The sequence below is a fragment of the Methylopila henanensis genome, assembly GCF_042681025.1.
Classification (GTDB): Bacteria; Pseudomonadota; Alphaproteobacteria; order Rhizobiales; family Methylopilaceae; genus Methylopila; species Methylopila henanensis.
Window position 1 is genome coordinate 398212 of sequence record NZ_JBHUER010000004.1, and the last position, 17401, is coordinate 415612.

Consider the following 17401-nt stretch of genomic DNA (forward strand, 5'->3'; position numbering starts at 1 on the left):
GCCGGGACGTCCCGACGCCGGCCCCCGCCCGTTGAACCCGCAAGCCTGGTGACGGATCGCGTGAAACTCGTCCTCGCCTCCGCCAGCCCGCGCCGCCTCGCGCTTCTGGAGCAGATCGGCGTCGAGCCTGCGGCCCTGCTGCCGACCACGGTCGACGAGACGCCGGAGCGCAACGAGCGCCCGCGGACGCTGGCCTTGCGGCTCGCCGAGGCCAAGACCCGCGCCGGCGCCGTCATGGCCGCGCAGGATCCCGAACTCGCGAACGCGCTGGTGCTGGGCGCCGACACGGTCGTCGCCGTCGGGCGGCGCATCCTGCCGAAGGCGGAGACGGAGGAGGAGGCGGCGGACTGCCTGCGCCTGCTTTCGGGCCGCGCCCACCGCGTCCAGACCGCGATCTGCCTGACCACGCGCAAGGGCGGCCTGCGCAGCCGCCTGGTCGAGACGCGTGTCCGTTTCCGGCGGTTGCCGGAGAAGGAAATCGAGGCCTACCTCGCGTCCGGCGAATGGCGCGGCAAGGCGGGCGGCTACGCGATCCAGGGGCTCGCCGGCGCGTTCGTGGCGAAGCTGACCGGCTCCTACGGCGCCGTCGTCGGCCTGCCTTTGTGCGAGACCGCGAACCTGCTCGCGGGCGAGGGCTATCCGCTGCACCGCGGATGGACGGCGCGCGCATGACCGCGACGCCCGAAGCGCCGCGGCGTCCGGCGGCGCGGCCGTGCCCGATCTGCAGCAAGATGTCGCTCGCCGAGTTCCACCCCTTCTGCTCGAAGCGCTGCGCCGACATCGACCTGTCGCGCTGGCTGAAGGGCGTCTACGCCGTGCCGGCGGCCGAAACCGACGACGACGCGCTTCCGCCTTCGGACGACGCCGAAGGCCGCTGACGCGCCGGGACGTTGCGTTCCGGCGGCGGTCGTCTAGTTAGGCCGCCGCGGAGCCTCGTCCGCGCATCCCGCTGGCGGTCCCCCGTGCCTCACGACGTCGTATCCCTCGCCGCCATCGCCGTGTTCGTCGCGACCTACGCGGTCGTCGCCTTCGGGGCCGCGCCGCCGCTCAGGATCGACCGGGCGGGCGCGGCGCTCGTCGGCGGCGCGCTGATGTTCGGCCTCGGCGCGCTCAGCCATGACGAGGTGTTCGCGGCGATCGACTACGACACGATCGTCCTGCTGCTCGGCATGATGATCGTGGCCGCGAATCTCCAGCTGTCCGGCTTCTTCGAGCTCGCGATCCGCGCCGTCGTCGCCCGCGTGCGGCGGCCGCTGACGCTGCTCGCCGCGGTGGTCGCGGCTTCGGGCGTGCTGTCGGCCTTCCTCGTCAACGACACGATCTGCGTGGTGCTGACGCCGCTCGTCGTGACGCTCGCGCTCAGGCTCGGCCGGAACCCGGTCCCTTACGCGATCGCGATCGCCGTCTCCTCGAACATCGGCAGCGTCGCGACCATCACGGGCAATCCGCAGAACATGATCATCGGATCGCTGTCGGGCGCGCCCTATCTCGACTTCGCGGCCGCGCTTGCGCCGGTGGCCGCGGTCGGACTCGCGCTCGCCTTCGCGGCGGTCGCGCTGTCGTTCCGCCGCGAGTTCTTCGCCGGCGTCCGGTTCCCCGCGCCGGCGGGCGACGCGGCGCCGGCGCGGGTCAACCGGCCGCTGGCCGCGAAGACGGCGCTCGTCACGGCCGCGATGATCGCCGCGTTCCTCGCCGTCGCGCCGGTCGCGACCGCGGCGATCATCGCCGGCGCCGCGCTGCTGCTGACGCGCCGAATCCGTCCGGCGCGCGTCTGGGCCGAGATCGACTGGCCGCTGCTGGTTATGTTCGCCGGACTGTTCGTCGTCACCGCCGGGCTGAAGAAGGTGGCGGTCACGCCCGAACTCGTCGCTTGGGTCGCGGGCCTCGGCCTCGACCATGTGGCGACCCTCAGCCTCGTCACCGCGGCGCTCTCGAACGTCGTCAGCAACGTGCCGGCCGTGCTGGTGCTGGAGCCTTTCGTCGCGCCGCTCGCCGATCCGCAGCGGGCGTGGCTCGTCGTCGCCATGGCCTCGACGCTCGCCGGCAACCTCACGCTGGTGGGCTCGGTCGCGAATCTCATCGTCGCCGAGCGCGCGCGCAAGCTTGGGGTGGAGCTGTCGTTCTGGACCTATCTCCGGGTCGGCGCGCCGCTGACCGTCGCGACCATCGCGGTCGGAATCCTGCTGCTGTGAAGAGCGCGCGCGGGACGTCTGGACAGCCCGCGGACGACCCCCTATAAGGCGGCTCGCTCGCACGCCGAACCGGCGCGCCAGCCCCGCCCGGGTAGCTCAGTTGGTAGAGCAGCGGACTGAAAATCCGCGTGTCGGTGGTTCGAATCCGCCCCCGGGCACCATTTCCCGCACAATCTGATCCGAGGTCGTATGCGGACCGCCGAGGGCAGGCCGCATGTCGTGGTGGCGCGATGCTTTCGGAAGCCGCGCCGGGGTTCGGTCAGCTCAGCTTGCCCGCCGGCCTGCCGACGGCCTGCGAGACGTTCAGATTGTCGGCGAGGTCGCGCAGAGCGAGGATGAGGTCCTCGAGCTGTTTCGGCGTCGCGACGAGCTGGACGGCGTCGCTGCGCTGCATCGTCGGGTCGAGCGCGAACTCCAGCCGGATCATGCCGGCCATGCCGTCGACCATGGCGGCGGTCTCGTAGCCGACGATGGGGTTGATCGCCAATCCGCCGCCGGGGTGCTTCTTCCAGTCGTTCAGGGCCAAGCTTTCGTCCTTCGTTTCAGGCGCAGGCGCTACAGGTCGCAGCGTTCGACGAACTGCTTGTACATGCGGTCGCTCACGGAGACGCGCAGTTTTTTCCCTTCGGGCTGGACCGCGATCGTGTAGGTCGCCGGCTTGCCGCCCTTCCTCGCGAAGCAGGTGATCTCGCTCCGGAACTGTTTGCGCTTCTTCCCCCAGCCGTCGATCGTGCATTCCTGGTCGCGGAACTTCACGGCGCCCTGGAAGAACACGATGGTTTCCAGCTTGTTGTCGATCTCCCGCTCGGGGGAGGGCGCGCAGGTCGGCGACCATGTGCCCGTCACCGGATCCTCCGCCCGCGCCGGGCCCGCGACAAGGGCGAGCGCGAGAGCCCCGAGCGCGCAGAGCACGAATTTCGCCATGGGTCCCTGTCCGATGCCGTTCCGACGCGTCGCCCCCGCGGATTTAGCGTCGCATCGCAGGTCGCGGCTGTCGAGCCGCGGCCGGCGCCAAAGCCCGCATGGGGCTTCTTCCATATTTCTACAAAAATGATTGTTTAAATGTGCGACGTTGCTCCCTATTGTGAGCCCGCTTCCCCGCCGATCTGGCGTAGGGTGGCGTCGCTGCGCGTCCGGCTGGTCCGGCGGGCGGCTTCGCCATGGGATTTCGGATCTGGACGAGGATAATCGCGTGAGCAGACTTCCGCTTCGCACCATCGAGGACGCGCCCGAGGCGGCGAAGCCCTTGCTTGAGAAGGCCGAGAAGGCCAGCGGCTTCCTGCCGAACCTGCTGCGGGTTCTGGCCAACGCGCCGACCGCGCTCGAGGCCTATCTGACGGTCGGGGGCATCAACGGCCGGGCGTCGCTCAGCCTCGCCGAGCGGGAGGTCGTGCAGATCACCGCGGCCGCGACCCACGGCTGCGGCTTCTGCGTCGCGGGCCACACCAAGGTCGCGCTCGCCAAGGCCGGGATCGAGGAGCCCAAGGTCGAGGCGCTGCGCGCGCTCGGCGGCACGGGCGATCCCAAACTGGACGCCGTCCAGGCCTTCACCAACGCGGTCATCGCGACCCGCGGCAAGGTGGCGGACGCCGACCTCGCGGCGTTCAAGGACGCGGGCTACGACGACCAGGCCGCGCTCGAGGTCGTGCTCGGCGTCAGCCTCGCGACGCTGTGCAACTTCGCCAACAATCTCGGCCAGCCGCCGCTCAACCCGCAGCTCGAAGCCTTCCGCTGGGATGGCGCGAAAGCGCGCGCGGCCGAGTGACCGACAGCCATGACGCTTGACCGCGATCTCGCCGGCTGGCTCGACGACGCGGCCCCGGCGCTCGACGCCGGAGCCGCCGAGCCCGCCGAGTTGCTGCGCCGGCTCGGCCGTTCCGGGCTGTTCCGGATCGGCGCGGCGCGGGACGCCGGCGGGGCCGGGGGCGCGCTCTCCGACGCCGTCGAGGCGCTCGCGCAGGTGTCGGAGCTGTCGCTCGCGGCGGGCTTCGTGACCTGGGGCCATCGGACCTACATCGAGTATCTGCTGCAGAGCCCGAACGGCGCTCTCCGCGAGCGGCTGCTCGAAAGCCTGTTCGCCGGCGAGGTCGCGGGCGCGACCGGGCTGTCGAACGCGATGAAGTTCCTCGCCGGGCTCGAGGAGCTTCAGATCGCGGCCGAACCGGAGGGCGGCGGTTTCCGCCTGAGCGGAAAGCTGCCGTGGGTCACCAACCTGCAGCAGGGCAACTATGTGGTCGCCGCGGCGGTCGAGCGGCGGGACGGAAAGCCCTTCGTCGCCTCGATCGCGCATGATGTCCCTGGCGTCGAGCGCTCGCCCGATCTCGACCTGATGGGCATGCGCGCGACCGCGACGGCGGCGATCCGGCTGTCCGACGTGTCCATCGCGCGGGACGATGTCATCGCGCCGGACGCGCAGGCGTGGCTGCCGGCGGTGCGGCCGGCCTTCCTCGGGCTTCAGTGCGGCATGTCGATCGGCCTCGCCCGCCGCGCGCTCGCCGAGGCGCGCGCCGCCGCAGGCGCGGGCCGCCACGTGCTGCAGCCGGAGATCGACGCCGTCGGCGAACGGCTCGCCGGGGCTACCCGCGCGCTTTACGACGGCCTCGACGACGGTTCGTTCAAGGGCCGGCCGGCGGAGCTGTTCAGTTTGCGCATCGCGCTCTGCGACGCCGCGACCGCCGCGGCCCTGCTGGAGCTGCAGGCGAACGGCGGCAAATGCTACCTGACCGAGCCCGGCGCGGGCTTCGCGCGGCGCTGGCGAGAGGCGGCCTTCCTGCCGGTGATCACGCCGAGCCTCGTGCAGTTGAAGGCGGCGCTCGCGGCGCAGCGCGACGCGGGCCGCGCGGCGTGAGCGGGGCGGGGGCCGCGCTCGAGGCGCGCGGGGTCTCGATTCGCTATCCCGGCGCGCCGGCCCCGGTGCTCGCCGATCTGGAGCTCGCGGTCGCGCCGGGCGAGATCGTCGCGGTGCTCGGCCAGAGCGGCGTCGGCAAGTCGAGCCTGCTGCGGGTGCTGGGCGGCCTGCAGAAGCCGAGTTCGGGACGCGTGCTCGCAGGCGGCGCGGATCTCGCCGCCCCGCATCCGCGCGTCGCGGTGGCGTTTCAGGACCCGGCGCTGCTGCCGTGGCTGACGCTCGAGGGCAATGTCGCCTTCGGCCTCGATTTCCGCCGGCAGCCGAAGCGCTCCGCCGCCCAGCGGCGGGCGCTGGTGGACGCCGCGATCGCCGAGGTCGGGCTCGAGCCGGCGCGCCGGCTCCATCCCGCAGCGCTCTCCGGCGGCATGGCGCAGCGCGCGGCGCTCGCGCGCTGCCTCGCCCGCGAGCCGGACGTGCTGCTGCTCGACGAGCCCTTCGGCGCGCTCGACGAGGTCACCCGCGCCGCCATGCAGGCGCTGCTGCTCAAGGTGGTCGCGCGCCGGCGCGCCGCGGCGCTGCTGATCACCCACGACGTCGACGAGGCGCTCAACGTCGCCGACCGCGTGGTGCTGCTCGGGGGCGCTCCTGCGCGCGTCGTCGGGGTCTGGCGGGTCGATCTGCCCCATCCCCGCGACGGGGCGATCGCCGAGACCGGAGCGCTTCGCATCGAAATCCTCACCGCCCTGCGTTCGGCCGTGCGCCGACACTGACGGATCAGTCCCATGCCCACCGACGATTTCATCTTCTCCCGCCGCGACGCCGTCCGGCTGGCCGCCCTGTTCACCGCCGCGGGCGCCGCGCCGCTGCTGCGCGCGGCCGAGGCGCGGGCGCAAAGCCCCGACGAGCCCGTGAGGATCGGATATCTGCCGATCACCGACGCGACCCCGCTGCTGGTCGCGCACGGCAAGGGCTTCTTCGACAAGGAGGGCCTCAAGGCCGAGAAGCCGGTGCTGTTCCGGAGCTGGTCGCAGATCGTCGAGGCCTTCATCTCCGGCCAGGTCAACGTCGTGCATCTGCTGTCGCCGATCACGGTGTGGGCGCGCTTCGGCTCGAAGGCGCCCGCCAAGGTGGTGGCGTGGAACCACACCGGCGGCTCCGGCCTGACGGTCGGCCCGGACATCGCCGACGTCCGCCAACTCGGCGGCAAGACCGTCGCGGTGCCGTTCTGGTACTCGATCCACAACGTGGTGCTGCAGGCCCTGCTCAAGGAGAACGGGCTGACGCCGGTGACGAAGAAGGGCGGACAGCCCGCCCCGAACGAGGTGCAACTCGTCATCATGGCGCCGCCGGACATGGTTCCGGCGCTCGCGGCGAAGCAGATCGCGGGCTACATCGTGGCGGAGCCGTTCAACGCCGCGGCCGAGGCGCTCAACGTCGGCAAGGTGCTGCGCTTCACCGGGGACGTCTGGAAGGACCACGCCTGCTGCGTCGTGTTCATGCAAGAGCGCGACCTGAACGAGCGTCCGGAATGGTCGCAGAAGGTCGTCGACGCCATGGTGAAGGCGCAGCTCTGGACGCGCGACAACCGCGCCGAGACCGCGGCTCTGCTGTCGAAGGACGGCGAGAACAAGTACACGCCGCACGCGAAGGCGGTGCTCGAGAAGGTGCTGGCGCCGGCCGAGACCGACTTCGAGGCCTATGTGACGTCCGGCGCGATCAGGCATCCGGACTGGCGCGAGCGGCGCATCGACTTCCAGCCCTATCCGTTCCCGAGCTACACCGAGGAGCTGGTGAAGCGGCTTAAGGAGACCGCGATCGAGGGCGACAACCGCTTCCTCGCGGAGCTCGATCCCGCGGTCGCGGCGCGCGAGCTGGTCGACGACCGTTTCGTGCGCAAGGCGGTCGAGGCCGCGGGCGGTCTGAAGAGCTTCGGCCTCGCCGACGCCTGGACCCGCGAGGAGGTGGTCGTCGCGTGAGCGAAGCCGCGGTTCCGGCCGGGGCGGAGCGCGTCGCGGCGGGCGGGGCGGCGGCGCGCGAGCGCCGGGCGCGCTCCTACGGCGCCGTCTACGGAGCGGTCGGGCTCGTCGCCCTGGTCGCGATCTGGTGGGCGGCGATCGAGTTCGGCTCGGCGCCGGGCTCCTTCGCCCGCCTGTTCGCGCCGGCCGCGGCGTTTTCGAGCCTAGCCGAACTCGCTTCCGGCCCGGATCTCTGGACCCACATCGCGCTCAGCCTGAAGCGGATCGCGGTCGGGCTCGGCCTCGCCGTGCTGATCGGCGTGCCGGTCGGGCTCGCGGTCGGGGCGTCGAAGGCGCTCGACGCCGCCACCACGCCGGCGTTCCAGTTGCTGCGGATGATCTCGCCGCTGTCCTGGATGCCGATCGCGGTGATGGCGCTCGGCGTCGGCGACGCGCCGATCTACTTCCTGCTGACCTTCGCCGCGGTGTGGCCGATCCTGCTCAACACCGCCGCAGGCGTGCGCGCGCTCGACCGCAGGTGGCTGCTGCTCGCCGAAAGCCTCGCGGCGACGCGCTGGGAGACCCTGTCCCGCGTCGTCGTGCCCGGCGTGACCGGCCACGTGCTGACAGGCGTGAGGCTCGCGATCGGCATCCTGTGGATCGTGCTGGTGCCGTGCGAGATGCTCGGCGTCTCGGCCGGGCTCGGCTACTTCATCCTCGATACCCGCGACCGGCTCGCCTACTCCGAGCTCGCGGCGGTCGTGCTGGTGATCGGGGCGCTCGGCTTCCTGCTCGACGCCGCCGCCCGCGCGGCCCACGCCGCCTGGTCGCCGAAGCGCTGACCGCGTCGCGGCGTCAGAAGCCCAGCACGCGGGCGATCTCGTCGGCGGCGAGCGTCGGCGCCAGCGCGCCGGAGGCGACGTCGCGTTCGAGCTCCGGAACCCGCTCCGCGAGCCGGGGATCGTCGGCGAGCCGCTCCCGGAAGCGGGCCTCGACCATGGTCCACATCCAGCGCACCTGCTGGCCCTCGCGCCGCTTCGCAAGCTCCCCGGTCCGCAGGCGGGCGTCGCGGCAGGCCTCCACGCGCGCCCAGAGCCCGTCGAGGCCCTCGTCGGCGAGCCCGGAGATGGTCAGCACCTCCGGCGTCCAGGCGCCGCCCTGCGTCGACAGGATGCGCAGCGCGCCGCGATAGTCCGCCGCCGCCGACTTGGCGCGCGCCGCGCCGTCGCCGTCCGCCTTGTTGACGGCGATGATGTCGGCGATCTCCAGCACGCCCTTCTTGATGCCCTGAAGCTCGTCGCCCGCGCCCGGCAGCATCAGCACGAGGAAGACGTCGGTCATGTCGGCGACGGTGATCTCCGACTGTCCGATGCCGACCGTCTCCACGAGGATCACGTCGAAGCCTGCGGCCTCGGCCAGCAGCATGCTCTCGCGCGTCTTCGCCGCGACGCCGCCGAGCGTGCCGGCGGAGGGGGAGGGGCGCACATAGGCGTTGCGGTCCATGGCGAGCCGCTGCATCCGAGTCTTGTCGCCGAGGATCGAGCCGCCGGTGCGGGTGGAGGAGGGATCGACCGCGAGCACGGCGACCTTGCGGCCGGCCGCGGTGAGGCGGCTGCCGAGCGTGTCGATCGTGGTCGACTTTCCGACGCCCGGAACGCCCGTCACGCCGACGCGGATCGCGTGGCCGGTCGCCGGAAGCAGCTCCTGCACCAGCGCGCGCGCCGCCGCCTGATGGTCCGCGCGGCGCGATTCCGAAAAGGTGATGGCCCGGGCGAGGGCGGCTCGGTCTCCGGAACGGATTCGGTCGGCGAAGGCTGCGACGTCGGACGCGTCGCGGGGAAAGGCGTGTGAGCTCAACGGGCCGTTCGAATCTGGATGGGAGCGGCCGGAACGCTACCAGACCGGCCGGCGCCGCGCGACCGGGCCAAAAGTCAGCGGCGATTTTCGCCCGCTGCTGCAACCGTCATCACAGTGTCGGCGTTTCAGCTGCACAAACGATGATCGAGCGATCCAGCTCGCCAGGGAGTGCGCCATGAACCGCGATCGTTTCGAAGGCTCGGTCAAGCAGCTCAAGGGCAAGCTCCAGCGCGCCTGGGGGCGCATGGTCGGCGATCACGCGCTCGAACTGCGCGGCCGCGCGGCCGAGATCGCGGGTTCGGCGCAGGCGAGCTTCGGCCGCGCCATGGCCGGCGCCCGCGCGAGCTTCGCGCCGCGCCGCCGCATCGGGGCCTAAGGCTTCAGGAACGCACGGCCTTCCAGCGCTCGAGGCCGCCACCGCCCAACGATCCGCTGCGCGCGAACAGCGCCATCATGCGGCGCGTGTCCTGCGCGGAGGCCGGGCGGGCGAACAGGTAGCCCTGCGCGAAGTGGCAGCCGAGCGCCTGCAGCATCTCCGCCTGCTCGGGCGTCTCGACGCCCTCCGCCACGATCTTCACGTTCAGCTTCAGCGCCAGATCGATCAGCGCCTGCACGATGGCGCGGCTCGGCCGGTCGGTCTCCATCGCGCGCGTGAACGAGCGGTCGATCTTGATGACGTCGACCGGCAGCGTGCGAAGGTGGGAGAGCGAGGCGAAGCCGGTGCCGAAGTCGTCGAGCGCGACCCGGACGCCGCGCTCCCTGAGGCGGCGCACCATGCGCGGCACGTTGGCGTCCGCGCCGTCGAGCAGCACGGTCTCGGTGACTTCGAGCGTCAGCCGGCTCAGCGGAAGCCCGTGCCGCGCCGTCGCGGCGCTGAGCCGGGCCTCCAGATCGCCCTTCCGGAAGTCCGCCATGGAGACGTTGATCGCGACCCGCGAGCATTCGACGCCGGCGGCGTCCCAGCCCGCGAGGTCGCTCGTGACCATGGCGATCATGGCGTTGGTGAGCTGGTAGGCGACCTTCGGGTCGGTCAAGCCCGGCGCGACGTCGGCGGCGGACAGGAGCCGGCCTTTCGGCGTGCGCACGCGGGCGAGCGCCTCGAGGCTCGAAATCTGCGTCGTGGCGAGCTCCACGATCGGCTGGTAGTGCGGGACGATCCGCCGCTCGGTCAGGGCGGCGTCCATGTCCCGGACCATGGTGATACGCTGGGTGATCGACGTCCTGAGGCCCGGCTTGAACTTCACATAGCCGCCGCGGTTGTTGTCCTTCGCCTCGAACAGGGCGAAATCCGCGTTCTGGGTCAGCGTCTCCAGATCGGCGCCGTCGACGCCTGAAAGGGCCCCGCCGATCGTCACGGCCGGCACGATGGTCTGGTCGTCGACCTCGAACGGAACGTTGACGGCCCGCGCCAGCCGGCGCGCCGCGCTGCGCAGCGCGGCCGCGTTCGGACAGTCGTACAGAACCGCTGCGAACTCGTCGCCGCCGCAGCGGAACGCCATTCCCTCGCCGTCGACCGCCGCCGCGAGCCGGTGCGCGACCGTGCGGATCAACGCGTCGCCGCGGGCGTGGCCGAGCGTGTCGTTGACGGTCTTCAGGCGGTCGAGATCGAGCAGCAGCAGGCCGAACGGCCGGCCGTCGCGCGCCAGAAGCTCTTCGGCGACGGCGTTCAGCCGGGCTCGGTTCGCAAGGCCGGTCATGAAGTCGGTCTGGGCGGCGCGTTCGAGCAGGTCGGCTTCGTGCCGCCGCTCCGACACGTCCTGCGCGATGCCGAACAGGCGGCGCGGCGCGCCGTCGACGCACTCTAGGTCGCCGATGACGTGGACCCACTTTTCGTCGCCGGCGGGAGTCCGAATCCGGTACTCGCTGCTGACGGCCCGCCGCTCCTCCACGATGCGGCGGCGGTCGGCCTCGAGGCGCCCGCGATCCTCCGGCGTGAGCAGCAGCAGGATGTCGTCCCAGTGCACGTCGCCGCCCCCGGTGAACCCCGTGATGCGGCTCGTCTCCTCGGACAGCTGACCGATGTTGGTGTCGAGGTCGAAGGTCCAGCCTCCGACGTGTGCCAGCCGCTCAGTCTGCTCGAAGCGGCGCGCGCGCAGGGCCAGCTCGCGGGTCTGCTCGTCCAGCGCCCGGTGGGCCTCCGCGGTCTCGCGGCGGCGGCGGCGCTCGTCGATCAGGCGGACGGCGAGCGTCGCGAGGTCGGCGAGCGTGCGGGCCGCCTCGCCGGGCAGGGAGCGGGGCTCGACGTCCATCACGCAGACCGCGCCGTAGGCGACGCCGGGCCGGGCGAGGATCGGCGCGCCCGCGTAGAAGCGGAAGCCGCGCTCCGCCACGATCGGAAGGCGGGCGAACCGTTCGTCGCGGGCCGCGTCCTCGACCACGAGCAGGTCGTCGCCGAGGATCGTCGTCGCGCACAGGGCCTGCTCCCGCGGGCAGGTCACGTCGTCGATGCCGCGCCGGGCGTGCAGCCAGGCGTCGTTCTCGTCCAGCAGCGACACGAAGGCGATGGCGGTCCCGCAGACCCGCTGCGCGATGTCCACGATGGAGTCGAACGCCTCGTCCGCCGGCGTTCCGACGATATGCGCCGCGCGCAGCGCCGTTAGGCGTTCGGCCTCTCGCTCGGGAACCCGGTTCATGTGCGTCCGCTGTCTGGTTTCAGGTCGCACCCTCCGAAGAAACGTATTGCTCGCGGCTTAACTCCGACGACGAAACTGGGGACTATCAGGCGTCCAGCACGGCTTTCGCCACGAGAAGGGCGTCCCGGTTCTCGCGGATGTCGTGGACGCGGAACACTGTCGCGCCCGCGGCCCAGCCAAGCACCGAAGTCGCCACCGTGCCGTGGACCCGCTCCTCCGGGGCGCGCTGGATGATATGCCCGATCAGGGATTTGCGCGAGGTCCCGAGCAGCACCGGGAAGCCCATCCCGGCGAGCGCGCCGACCTGCTGGATCGCGATCAGGTTCTGCTCGACCGTCTTGCCGAATCCGACGCCGGGATCGAGGCAGATCGCGTGCTCCGGCACGCCGGCCCTGAGCGCGATGTCGATCGAGTGGCCAAGGAAGCGCTTCATGTCCTCGACGATGTCGAGCGCGGGATCGACCTCGGTGCGGTGGTGCATGACGACGACGGGCGCGCCGCGCTCGGCGGCGACGCGGGCGATGTCGGGATCGCGCTGCAGCCCCCACACGTCGTTGACGATCGCCGCGCCGGCGTCGAGCGCGGCCTCCGCGACGGCCGCCTTCATCGTGTCGATCGACACCGGCGCGTCCGTCGCCGCACGCACGGCGCGGATCGCGGGAACGACGCGACGGATCTCCTCGTCGGCGTCGACGGGCTGGTAGCCCGGCCGGGTCGATTCGCCGCCGATGTCGATGATGTCCGCGCCGTCCGCCGCCATGCGGGCCGCATGGGACGCGGCCTGCTCGACCGCGGCGAACCGGCCGCCGTCCGAGAACGAGTCCGGCGTCACGTTCAGGATGCCCATGACGCGCGGCCCCCCGGCCCGGTCGAACAGGCGGGCGGCGGCGAAGGGGGCTGAGGATGTCATGGGGGCTCGCTCTGGCCGTGAAACGACGCTGCGGGTCCGGTCCCGGCCCGCAGCGTCGTTTCATAAGGCCAAAGCGCGCCGGTCTGAAGACGCGGGCGTCAGTAGGTCATCACCGGCGGCAGCGACTTCGCCTGCTCGACCCACTTCTCGACCGTCTTTTCCGACGGGGCCAGCCGGACGAGCTTCTTCGTCTCGTTCACCTCGGCCATCGCCTTGGTGAGGTTCGTGACGTTGCGTGTCTTGAGCTCCTTCACCGTGTCGACGCCCGCGGCTTCGAGCAGCTCCGAATACTCTTCGCCGACGCCGTTGATCCGCATCAGGTCGGCCATGTTGGCGAACTTCAGGATCCTCCGCTCGTCGATCCCGGTCTCGCCCGCCAGCGCCTTGCGGCCCTTCGGATCCTTGGCCTTCTCGAGCAGGGCCGCCGTGGTGGCGATCCCCGCGGCCTTCAGCTTCTCGGCGAGGGCCGGGCCGATTCCTTCGATGGAGAGGATGGGGTAGGACATGTCTGCGCCTCCCGGGCCAGTTTCACGTTGCGGAACGCAAGGACCCCGGCGGGCGACGCGGAGCCTGCCTCAAACGCGGGGCGCGTCGCTGCCCCCTCGGGCGTTCAGATGAACGCCTCAAGCCCCGGAATCGCGCCGACGATCCGGCCGGTGGTTTCCTCGCCGACCTTCTCGCGGGCGTGCGCGAGCAGCTCCTTGGTGACGATCTGCACTTCCGACCCGGACAGGCCGACCGCGGTCAGCGCATGATAGGCGGCCATAGCGCCGAAGCCTGCGAACCCGGCGTCATCGTCCTGCTCGGCCTTGGCCTCGGACAGCGCCGCGTCGGCGCCGGGGATCGCCTGGACGAGCTCCTGAACCGCGTCGGACGGGGCCTCCTTGTCGAGAAACACGAGGATCGTCTTCACCGCGGAGACGGCCTTGGCCGGCTCGATATGGGCCGCCCCGGAAAGGCGCGTCACGAGTTCGTCCATAGGTTTCATCCCGTCGTTTCGTGGGGCGCATGTTGAGCACCGGGGGGCGGCGAAGACAAGCGGTCCGAACGGCGGACGCGATCTTGGTTCCGCAGGAACTCCGTGGCAGGTTCGCCAACCCGGCGAACAGGACGGCTGCCATGACCGAAACGGAATCGATGCTTCAGGACGGCAAGATCTTCATCGGGACGAGTTTCGACGCCAAGGGCGCCCGGCTCAAGGGCGAGTACCTGGAGCTGAAGTTCGGCAACCGGCATGGTCTCGTCACCGGCGCGACCGGCACCGGCAAGACGGTGACGCTCCAGGCGCTGGCCGAGGGCTTCTCGGACGCCGGCGTGCCCGTGTTCGCCTCCGACATCAAGGGCGACCTGTCCGGCATAGCCGCGATGGGCCAGCCGAAGGACTTCCTGCAGAAGCGCGCCGACGAGATCGGCCTGACGCCCTACGTCAACGACCAGTTCCCGGTCGTGTTCTGGGACCTGTTCGGCGAGCAGGGCCACCCGATCCGCGCCACCGTGTCGGAGATGGGCCCGCTGCTGCTGGCGCGCCTGATGAATCTGAACGACACGCAGGAGGGCGTGCTCAACATCGTCTTCCGCGTCGCCGACGAGCAGGGGCTGCTGCTGCTCGACCTCAAGGACCTGCAGGCGCTGCTCGCCCATGTCGCGGAGAACGCCGCGACGCTGACGACGAAGTACGGCAACGTCGCCAAGGCCACCGTGGGCGCGGTGCAGCGCCAGCTGCTGGTGCTGGAGCAACAGGGCGGCGACAAGTTCTTCGGCGAGCCGGCGCTGGAGCTCGCCGACCTCATGCGCACGCAGCGCGACGGCCGCGGCGTCGTCAACATCCTCGCCGCCGACAAGCTGATGGCGAGCCCGCGCCTCTACGCCACCTTCCTGCTGTGGCTGCTGTCCGAGCTGTTCGAGACCCTGCCGGAGGTGGGCGACGTCGAGAAGCCGAAGCTGGTGTTCTTCTTCGACGAGGCCCACCTGCTGTTCGACGAGGCGCCGAAGGCGCTGATCGAGAAGGTCGAGCAGGTCGTGCGGCTGATCCGCTCGAAGGGCGTCGGCGTCTATTTCGTGACGCAGAACCCCATCGACGTGCCGGAGGAGGTTGCGGGCCAGCTCGGCAACCGCGTCCAGCACGCGCTGCGCGCCTTCACGCCGCGGGAGCAGAAGGCGGTGAAGGCGGCGGCGGAGACGTTCCGCCCGAACCCCGAGCTCAAGACCGCGCAGGTCATCACCGAGCTCGGCGTCGGCGAGGCGCTGGTCTCGACGCTGGAGGCCAAGGGCGTCCCGTCGATCGTGCAGCGCACGCTGATCCGTCCGCCCGCGGCGCGCATCGGGCCGCTGACGCCGGACGAGCGCCGCGCCGCGATCCAGAAGTCGCCGCTCGCAGGCCGATACGACGACGTCGTCGATCGCGATTCGGCTTACGAGATGCTCGCCCGCAAGGCGCAGGAGACCGTCGCCGCCGAGCAGGTCTCGGTCGAGGCGGACGCCGGCGGCATCGGCGGCATCTTCAAGACGATCTTCGGCACGGGCTCAGGCCGGGGGAAGACGCTGACGCCGACCCAGACCATCGCCCGCGACGTCACCCGGACCGTGGTCAACCAGACCGCCGGCAACATCGCGGCCCAGATCGGCAAGTCGATCGCGGGCTCCGCCGGCTCCGCCATCGGCCGGTCGGTCGTGCGCGGCGTGTTGGGGAGCCTGCTGAAGCGCTGAGTTGATAATGGAGCGCCTGCATGCCATCTAGACGTAGGTGGATGGAGTGTAGACGCTATGGCCTTCCACGTTAGGGATCCCGAGACCGACCGCATCGTTCGCGAGCTTGCGGCGGCCAAGGGAACAAGTCTGACCGAGACGATCCGCGAGGCGTGCGAGAAGGCTCTCGCCGACGCTTCGCTGGCTGCGGAGCGGGAGCGCCGGCTGGCTGCGATGCAGGCGGTCGTCGATCGGGTAAGCTCCTATCCGGATACGGGCGTCGTCATCGATAAGGCCTTCTTCGACGCCCTGAACGATGAGTAGGGGCCTGTTCGTCGATGCTTCGGCGCTTTGCGCGATCGTTTTGAACGAGCCGGAGCGAGAGCTCTTCAAGCAGCGGATCGCCGACGCTCCCGAAGCGGTCACGTCAGCTCTGGCCTTGTTCGAAACTGTTCTAGCCATTCAATCGCGGCGGCGTGTCACGTTCGATCAGGCGGAGCGGGACGTGGATGATCTCGTGACGGCCGGGCGAATCAAAGCGATTCCCATCACCGCAGAGATCGGCCGACTCGCGATCAACGCCCGCGCCCGCTACGGCAAGGGCACGGGGCATCGAGTCCAGCTCAACATGGGCGACTGCTTCGCCTACGCCTGCGCCAGGGCGCATGGCGTGCCGCTGCTCTACAAAGGCGACGATTTCGTGCACACCGACCTCGCCTGACGCCAATCCCGCAGGAGCTTCGCATGTCCGACCTCGATCGCGCGCTCGCGGCCGCCGACGACGGGCTCGACAAGAGCCTGGAGCGGCTGTTCGCGCTGCTGAAGATTCCCTCGATCTCGACCGATCCCGCCTACAAGCACGGCTGCCGCGAGGCCGCGGACTGGCTGAAGCGCGACCTCGCGGCGCTCGGCTTCCAGGCCGCCCTGCGGGAGACGCCGGGGCATCCGGTCGTGCTGGCCTCCCAGCCGAAGCCGTCGGCTCCGCACGTGCTGTTCTACGGCCATTACGACGTGCAGCCGGTGGACCCGCTGGAGAAGTGGGCGACGCCGCCGTTCGAGCCGCAGATCGTCACGGCGAAGGACGGCCGGAAGGTCATCGTGGCGCGCGGCGCGAGCGACGACAAAGGCCAGGTCATGACCTTCGTGGAGGCCTGCCGCTGCTGGAAGGCGGCGACCGGCGAACTGCCGGTCGGCGTCACCCTGCTGATCGAGGGCGAGGAGGAGTCGGGCTCGGTCAACCTGCCGGGCTTTCTGGAGGAGGCGAAGGACGAGCTTTCCGCCGACGTCGCGCTGGTGTGCGACACCGCGATGTGGGGCGAGGGGCGTCCCGCCATCACCTCGGCGCTGCGCGGAATGGTCTATGAGGAGATCACCGTCCGCGCCGCCGACCGCGACCTGCATTCCGGGCTCTATGGCGGGGCGGCGCGCAACCCGCTCCACGTGGTCGCGAACATCGTCGCCGCGCTGCACGGGCCGGACGGCAAGGTGACGCTACCGGGCTTCTACGACGGCGTGCCCGAGACGCCGGAGGAGGTGCGCGAGCAGTGGCGCGGCCTCGGGCTCGACGCGGAGAGCTTCCTCGGTCCGATCGGGCTGTCCATTCCCGCCGGCGAGCCGGACCGGATGGTGATCGAGCAGATTCAGTCCCGCCCCACCTGCGACGTCAACGGCCTGTGGGGCGGCTACATCGGCGCCGGCGCCAAGACGGTGATTCCGTCCGAGGCCCACGCCAAGGTGTCGTTCCGGCTGGTCGGCGACCAGGATCCCGCGCAGGTGCGGCAGGCGTTCCGCGCCTTCGTGCGCGAGCGGCTGCCGGCCGACTGCTCCGTGGAGTTCGAGGGCCACAAGGGATCGCGCGCGATCCGGCTGCCGTTCGACAGCCCGACGCTCGCCAAGGCGCGGACCGCGCTCGCCGAGGAATGGGGCGCCGAGCCGGTGACGATCGGCTCGGGCGGCTCGATCCCGGTCGTCGGCGACTTCAAGCGGCTGCTCGGCCTCGACACGCTTCTCGTGGGCTTCGCGCTCGACGACGACCGCATTCATTCGCCGAACGAGAAGTACGATCTCGAAAGTTTCCGAAAGGGAACGCGTTCGTGGATACGCATCCTCGCGGCGCTGGCGACCTGAGCGGTTACGCTGCAATGCAGCATGGCGTTGTCCGCCGGTAGCTGGTCCGAGTCCGAAAAACCACATTTAGCCCCCTCTGGATACCGCATGACAGGGTTGTTACCCGGGGAGGGGTGCGGAATCTGAATGTTCGTTCATACTGCGATTGCGAACGACACGTGTCGGCGCGCCGTGCGGGCCGCCCGATCGGTATC

General features: G+C 70.8%; 20 protein-coding genes and 1 tRNA gene. 14 read left to right on the forward strand and 7 right to left on the reverse strand.

Annotated features, from left to right (window positions below; translation table 11 throughout):
- Positions 1-48 precede the first annotated feature (48 nt).
- The 4 genes from ACFSCV_RS08185 to ACFSCV_RS08200 all read left to right on the forward strand — a co-directional run bounded on the left by ACFSCV_RS08185 (position 49) and on the right by ACFSCV_RS08200 (position 2353).
- The gene (locus ACFSCV_RS08185; protein WP_378798757.1) at positions 49-672 is read left to right on the forward strand and encodes a Maf family nucleotide pyrophosphatase; all 624 of its coding nucleotides are present in this window, start codon (positions 49-51) and stop codon (positions 670-672) included.
- Positions 669-878 (forward strand): DNA gyrase inhibitor YacG, encoded by a 210-nt coding sequence (gene yacG / locus ACFSCV_RS08190; protein ID WP_378798759.1) that lies wholly within the window; start codon positions 669-671, stop codon positions 876-878. Before ACFSCV_RS08185 ends, yacG begins: the two co-directional genes overlap by 4 nt.
- An 84-nt stretch (positions 879-962) precedes the next feature.
- Positions 963-2192 (forward strand): anion transporter, encoded by a 1230-nt coding sequence (locus ACFSCV_RS08195; protein ID WP_378798761.1) that lies wholly within the window; start codon positions 963-965, stop codon positions 2190-2192.
- Positions 2193-2277: 85 nt separating this feature from the next.
- A tRNA-Phe gene (locus ACFSCV_RS08200) sits at positions 2278-2353 on the forward strand.
- 98 nt (positions 2354-2451) lie between these two features.
- On the opposite strand, the gene ACFSCV_RS08205 is transcribed toward ACFSCV_RS08200, so the two are convergent.
- Together ACFSCV_RS08205 and ACFSCV_RS08210 are read right to left on the reverse strand one after the other, a co-directional pair.
- The gene (locus tag ACFSCV_RS08205; RefSeq protein ID WP_271200207.1) at positions 2452-2718 is read right to left on the reverse strand and encodes a hypothetical protein; all 267 of its coding nucleotides are present in this window, start codon (positions 2716-2718) and stop codon (positions 2452-2454) included.
- Positions 2719-2747: 29 nt separating this feature from the next.
- Positions 2748-3116, reverse strand: a complete 369-nt coding sequence (locus ACFSCV_RS08210) for a hypothetical protein (RefSeq protein ID WP_378798763.1) — start codon at positions 3114-3116, stop codon at positions 2748-2750.
- A 268-nt stretch (positions 3117-3384) separates the two neighbouring features.
- Between ACFSCV_RS08210 and ACFSCV_RS08215 the strand changes: the two genes are divergently transcribed.
- From ACFSCV_RS08215 to ACFSCV_RS08235, 5 genes are read left to right on the forward strand one after another with little or no spacing between them, the layout of a single operon-like run.
- Positions 3385-3957: a carboxymuconolactone decarboxylase family protein gene (locus ACFSCV_RS08215; protein WP_378798765.1), complete on the forward strand. Its 573-nt coding sequence runs from the start codon at positions 3385-3387 to the stop codon at positions 3955-3957.
- 9 nt (positions 3958-3966) lie between these two features.
- Positions 3967-5040 carry an acyl-CoA dehydrogenase family protein gene (locus ACFSCV_RS08220; RefSeq protein WP_378798767.1) on the forward strand — a complete coding sequence of 358 codons (1074 nt, stop codon included), beginning with the start codon at positions 3967-3969 and terminating at the stop codon, positions 5038-5040.
- On the forward strand, positions 5037-5810 hold the full coding sequence (locus tag ACFSCV_RS08225; RefSeq protein ID WP_378798769.1) for an ABC transporter ATP-binding protein: 774 nt from the start codon (positions 5037-5039) through the stop codon (positions 5808-5810). Before ACFSCV_RS08220 ends, ACFSCV_RS08225 begins: the two co-directional genes overlap by 4 nt.
- Before the next feature lie 12 nt (positions 5811-5822).
- Entirely contained in the window at positions 5823-7016 is a 1194-nt protein-coding gene (locus ACFSCV_RS08230) for an ABC transporter substrate-binding protein (RefSeq protein ID WP_378798771.1), read from the forward strand.
- Positions 7013-7837, forward strand: coding sequence for an ABC transporter permease (locus ACFSCV_RS08235; RefSeq protein ID WP_378798773.1), 825 nt, complete (start codon positions 7013-7015; stop codon positions 7835-7837). The genes ACFSCV_RS08230 and ACFSCV_RS08235 overlap by 4 nt, the downstream gene beginning before the upstream one ends.
- A gap of 13 nt (positions 7838-7850) precedes the next feature.
- Here the strand turns inward: ACFSCV_RS08235 and meaB are convergent, their stop codons facing one another.
- Positions 7851-8852: a methylmalonyl Co-A mutase-associated GTPase MeaB gene (gene meaB / locus ACFSCV_RS08240; RefSeq protein WP_378798775.1), complete on the reverse strand. Its 1002-nt coding sequence runs from the start codon at positions 8850-8852 to the stop codon at positions 7851-7853.
- A 175-nt stretch (positions 8853-9027) separates the two neighbouring features.
- Here meaB and ACFSCV_RS08245 point away from each other — a divergent pair, with 175 nt between their 5' ends.
- Positions 9028-9228 (forward strand): CsbD family protein, encoded by a 201-nt coding sequence (locus ACFSCV_RS08245; RefSeq protein ID WP_378798777.1) that lies wholly within the window; start codon positions 9028-9030, stop codon positions 9226-9228.
- Positions 9229-9232: 4 nt separating this feature from the next.
- Here ACFSCV_RS08245 and ACFSCV_RS08250 read toward each other — a convergent pair whose 3' ends face one another.
- The 4 genes from ACFSCV_RS08250 to ACFSCV_RS08265 all read right to left on the reverse strand — a co-directional run bounded on the left by ACFSCV_RS08250 (position 9233) and on the right by ACFSCV_RS08265 (position 13374).
- Positions 9233-11485, reverse strand: a complete 2253-nt coding sequence (locus tag ACFSCV_RS08250; protein ID WP_378798778.1) for a putative bifunctional diguanylate cyclase/phosphodiesterase — start codon at positions 11483-11485, stop codon at positions 9233-9235.
- Positions 11486-11570: 85 nt separating this feature from the next.
- Complete coding sequence (gene folP / locus ACFSCV_RS08255; RefSeq protein ID WP_378798780.1) at positions 11571-12395, reverse strand: dihydropteroate synthase; 825 nt, start codon at positions 12393-12395, stop codon at positions 11571-11573.
- A 98-nt stretch (positions 12396-12493) separates the two neighbouring features.
- A complete protein-coding gene (locus ACFSCV_RS08260; RefSeq protein WP_378798782.1) occupies positions 12494-12901 on the reverse strand; it encodes a DUF4332 domain-containing protein in 408 nt (135 codons plus the stop codon).
- 104 nt (positions 12902-13005) lie between these two features.
- Positions 13006-13374: a hypothetical protein gene (locus ACFSCV_RS08265; RefSeq protein WP_378798784.1), complete on the reverse strand. Its 369-nt coding sequence runs from the start codon at positions 13372-13374 to the stop codon at positions 13006-13008.
- Positions 13375-13514: 140 nt separating this feature from the next.
- On the opposite strand from ACFSCV_RS08265, the gene ACFSCV_RS08270 reads away from it, so the two are divergent.
- Genes ACFSCV_RS08270 through ACFSCV_RS08285 form a run of 4 tightly spaced genes read left to right on the forward strand, consistent with a single transcriptional unit; the run spans position 13515 to position 17207 of the window.
- Positions 13515-15101 (forward strand): helicase HerA-like domain-containing protein, encoded by a 1587-nt coding sequence (locus ACFSCV_RS08270; RefSeq protein ID WP_378798786.1) that lies wholly within the window; start codon positions 13515-13517, stop codon positions 15099-15101.
- 57 nt (positions 15102-15158) lie between these two features.
- Complete coding sequence (locus ACFSCV_RS08275) at positions 15159-15404, forward strand: type II toxin-antitoxin system VapB family antitoxin (protein WP_378798788.1); 246 nt, start codon at positions 15159-15161, stop codon at positions 15402-15404.
- Entirely contained in the window at positions 15397-15801 is a 405-nt protein-coding gene (locus ACFSCV_RS08280; protein WP_378798790.1) for a type II toxin-antitoxin system VapC family toxin, read from the forward strand. Before ACFSCV_RS08275 ends, ACFSCV_RS08280 begins: the two co-directional genes overlap by 8 nt.
- A gap of 23 nt (positions 15802-15824) precedes the next feature.
- The gene (locus tag ACFSCV_RS08285) at positions 15825-17207 is read left to right on the forward strand and encodes a dipeptidase (RefSeq protein ID WP_378798792.1); all 1383 of its coding nucleotides are present in this window, start codon (positions 15825-15827) and stop codon (positions 17205-17207) included.
- The last annotated feature ends 194 nt before the right edge of the window (positions 17208-17401 follow it).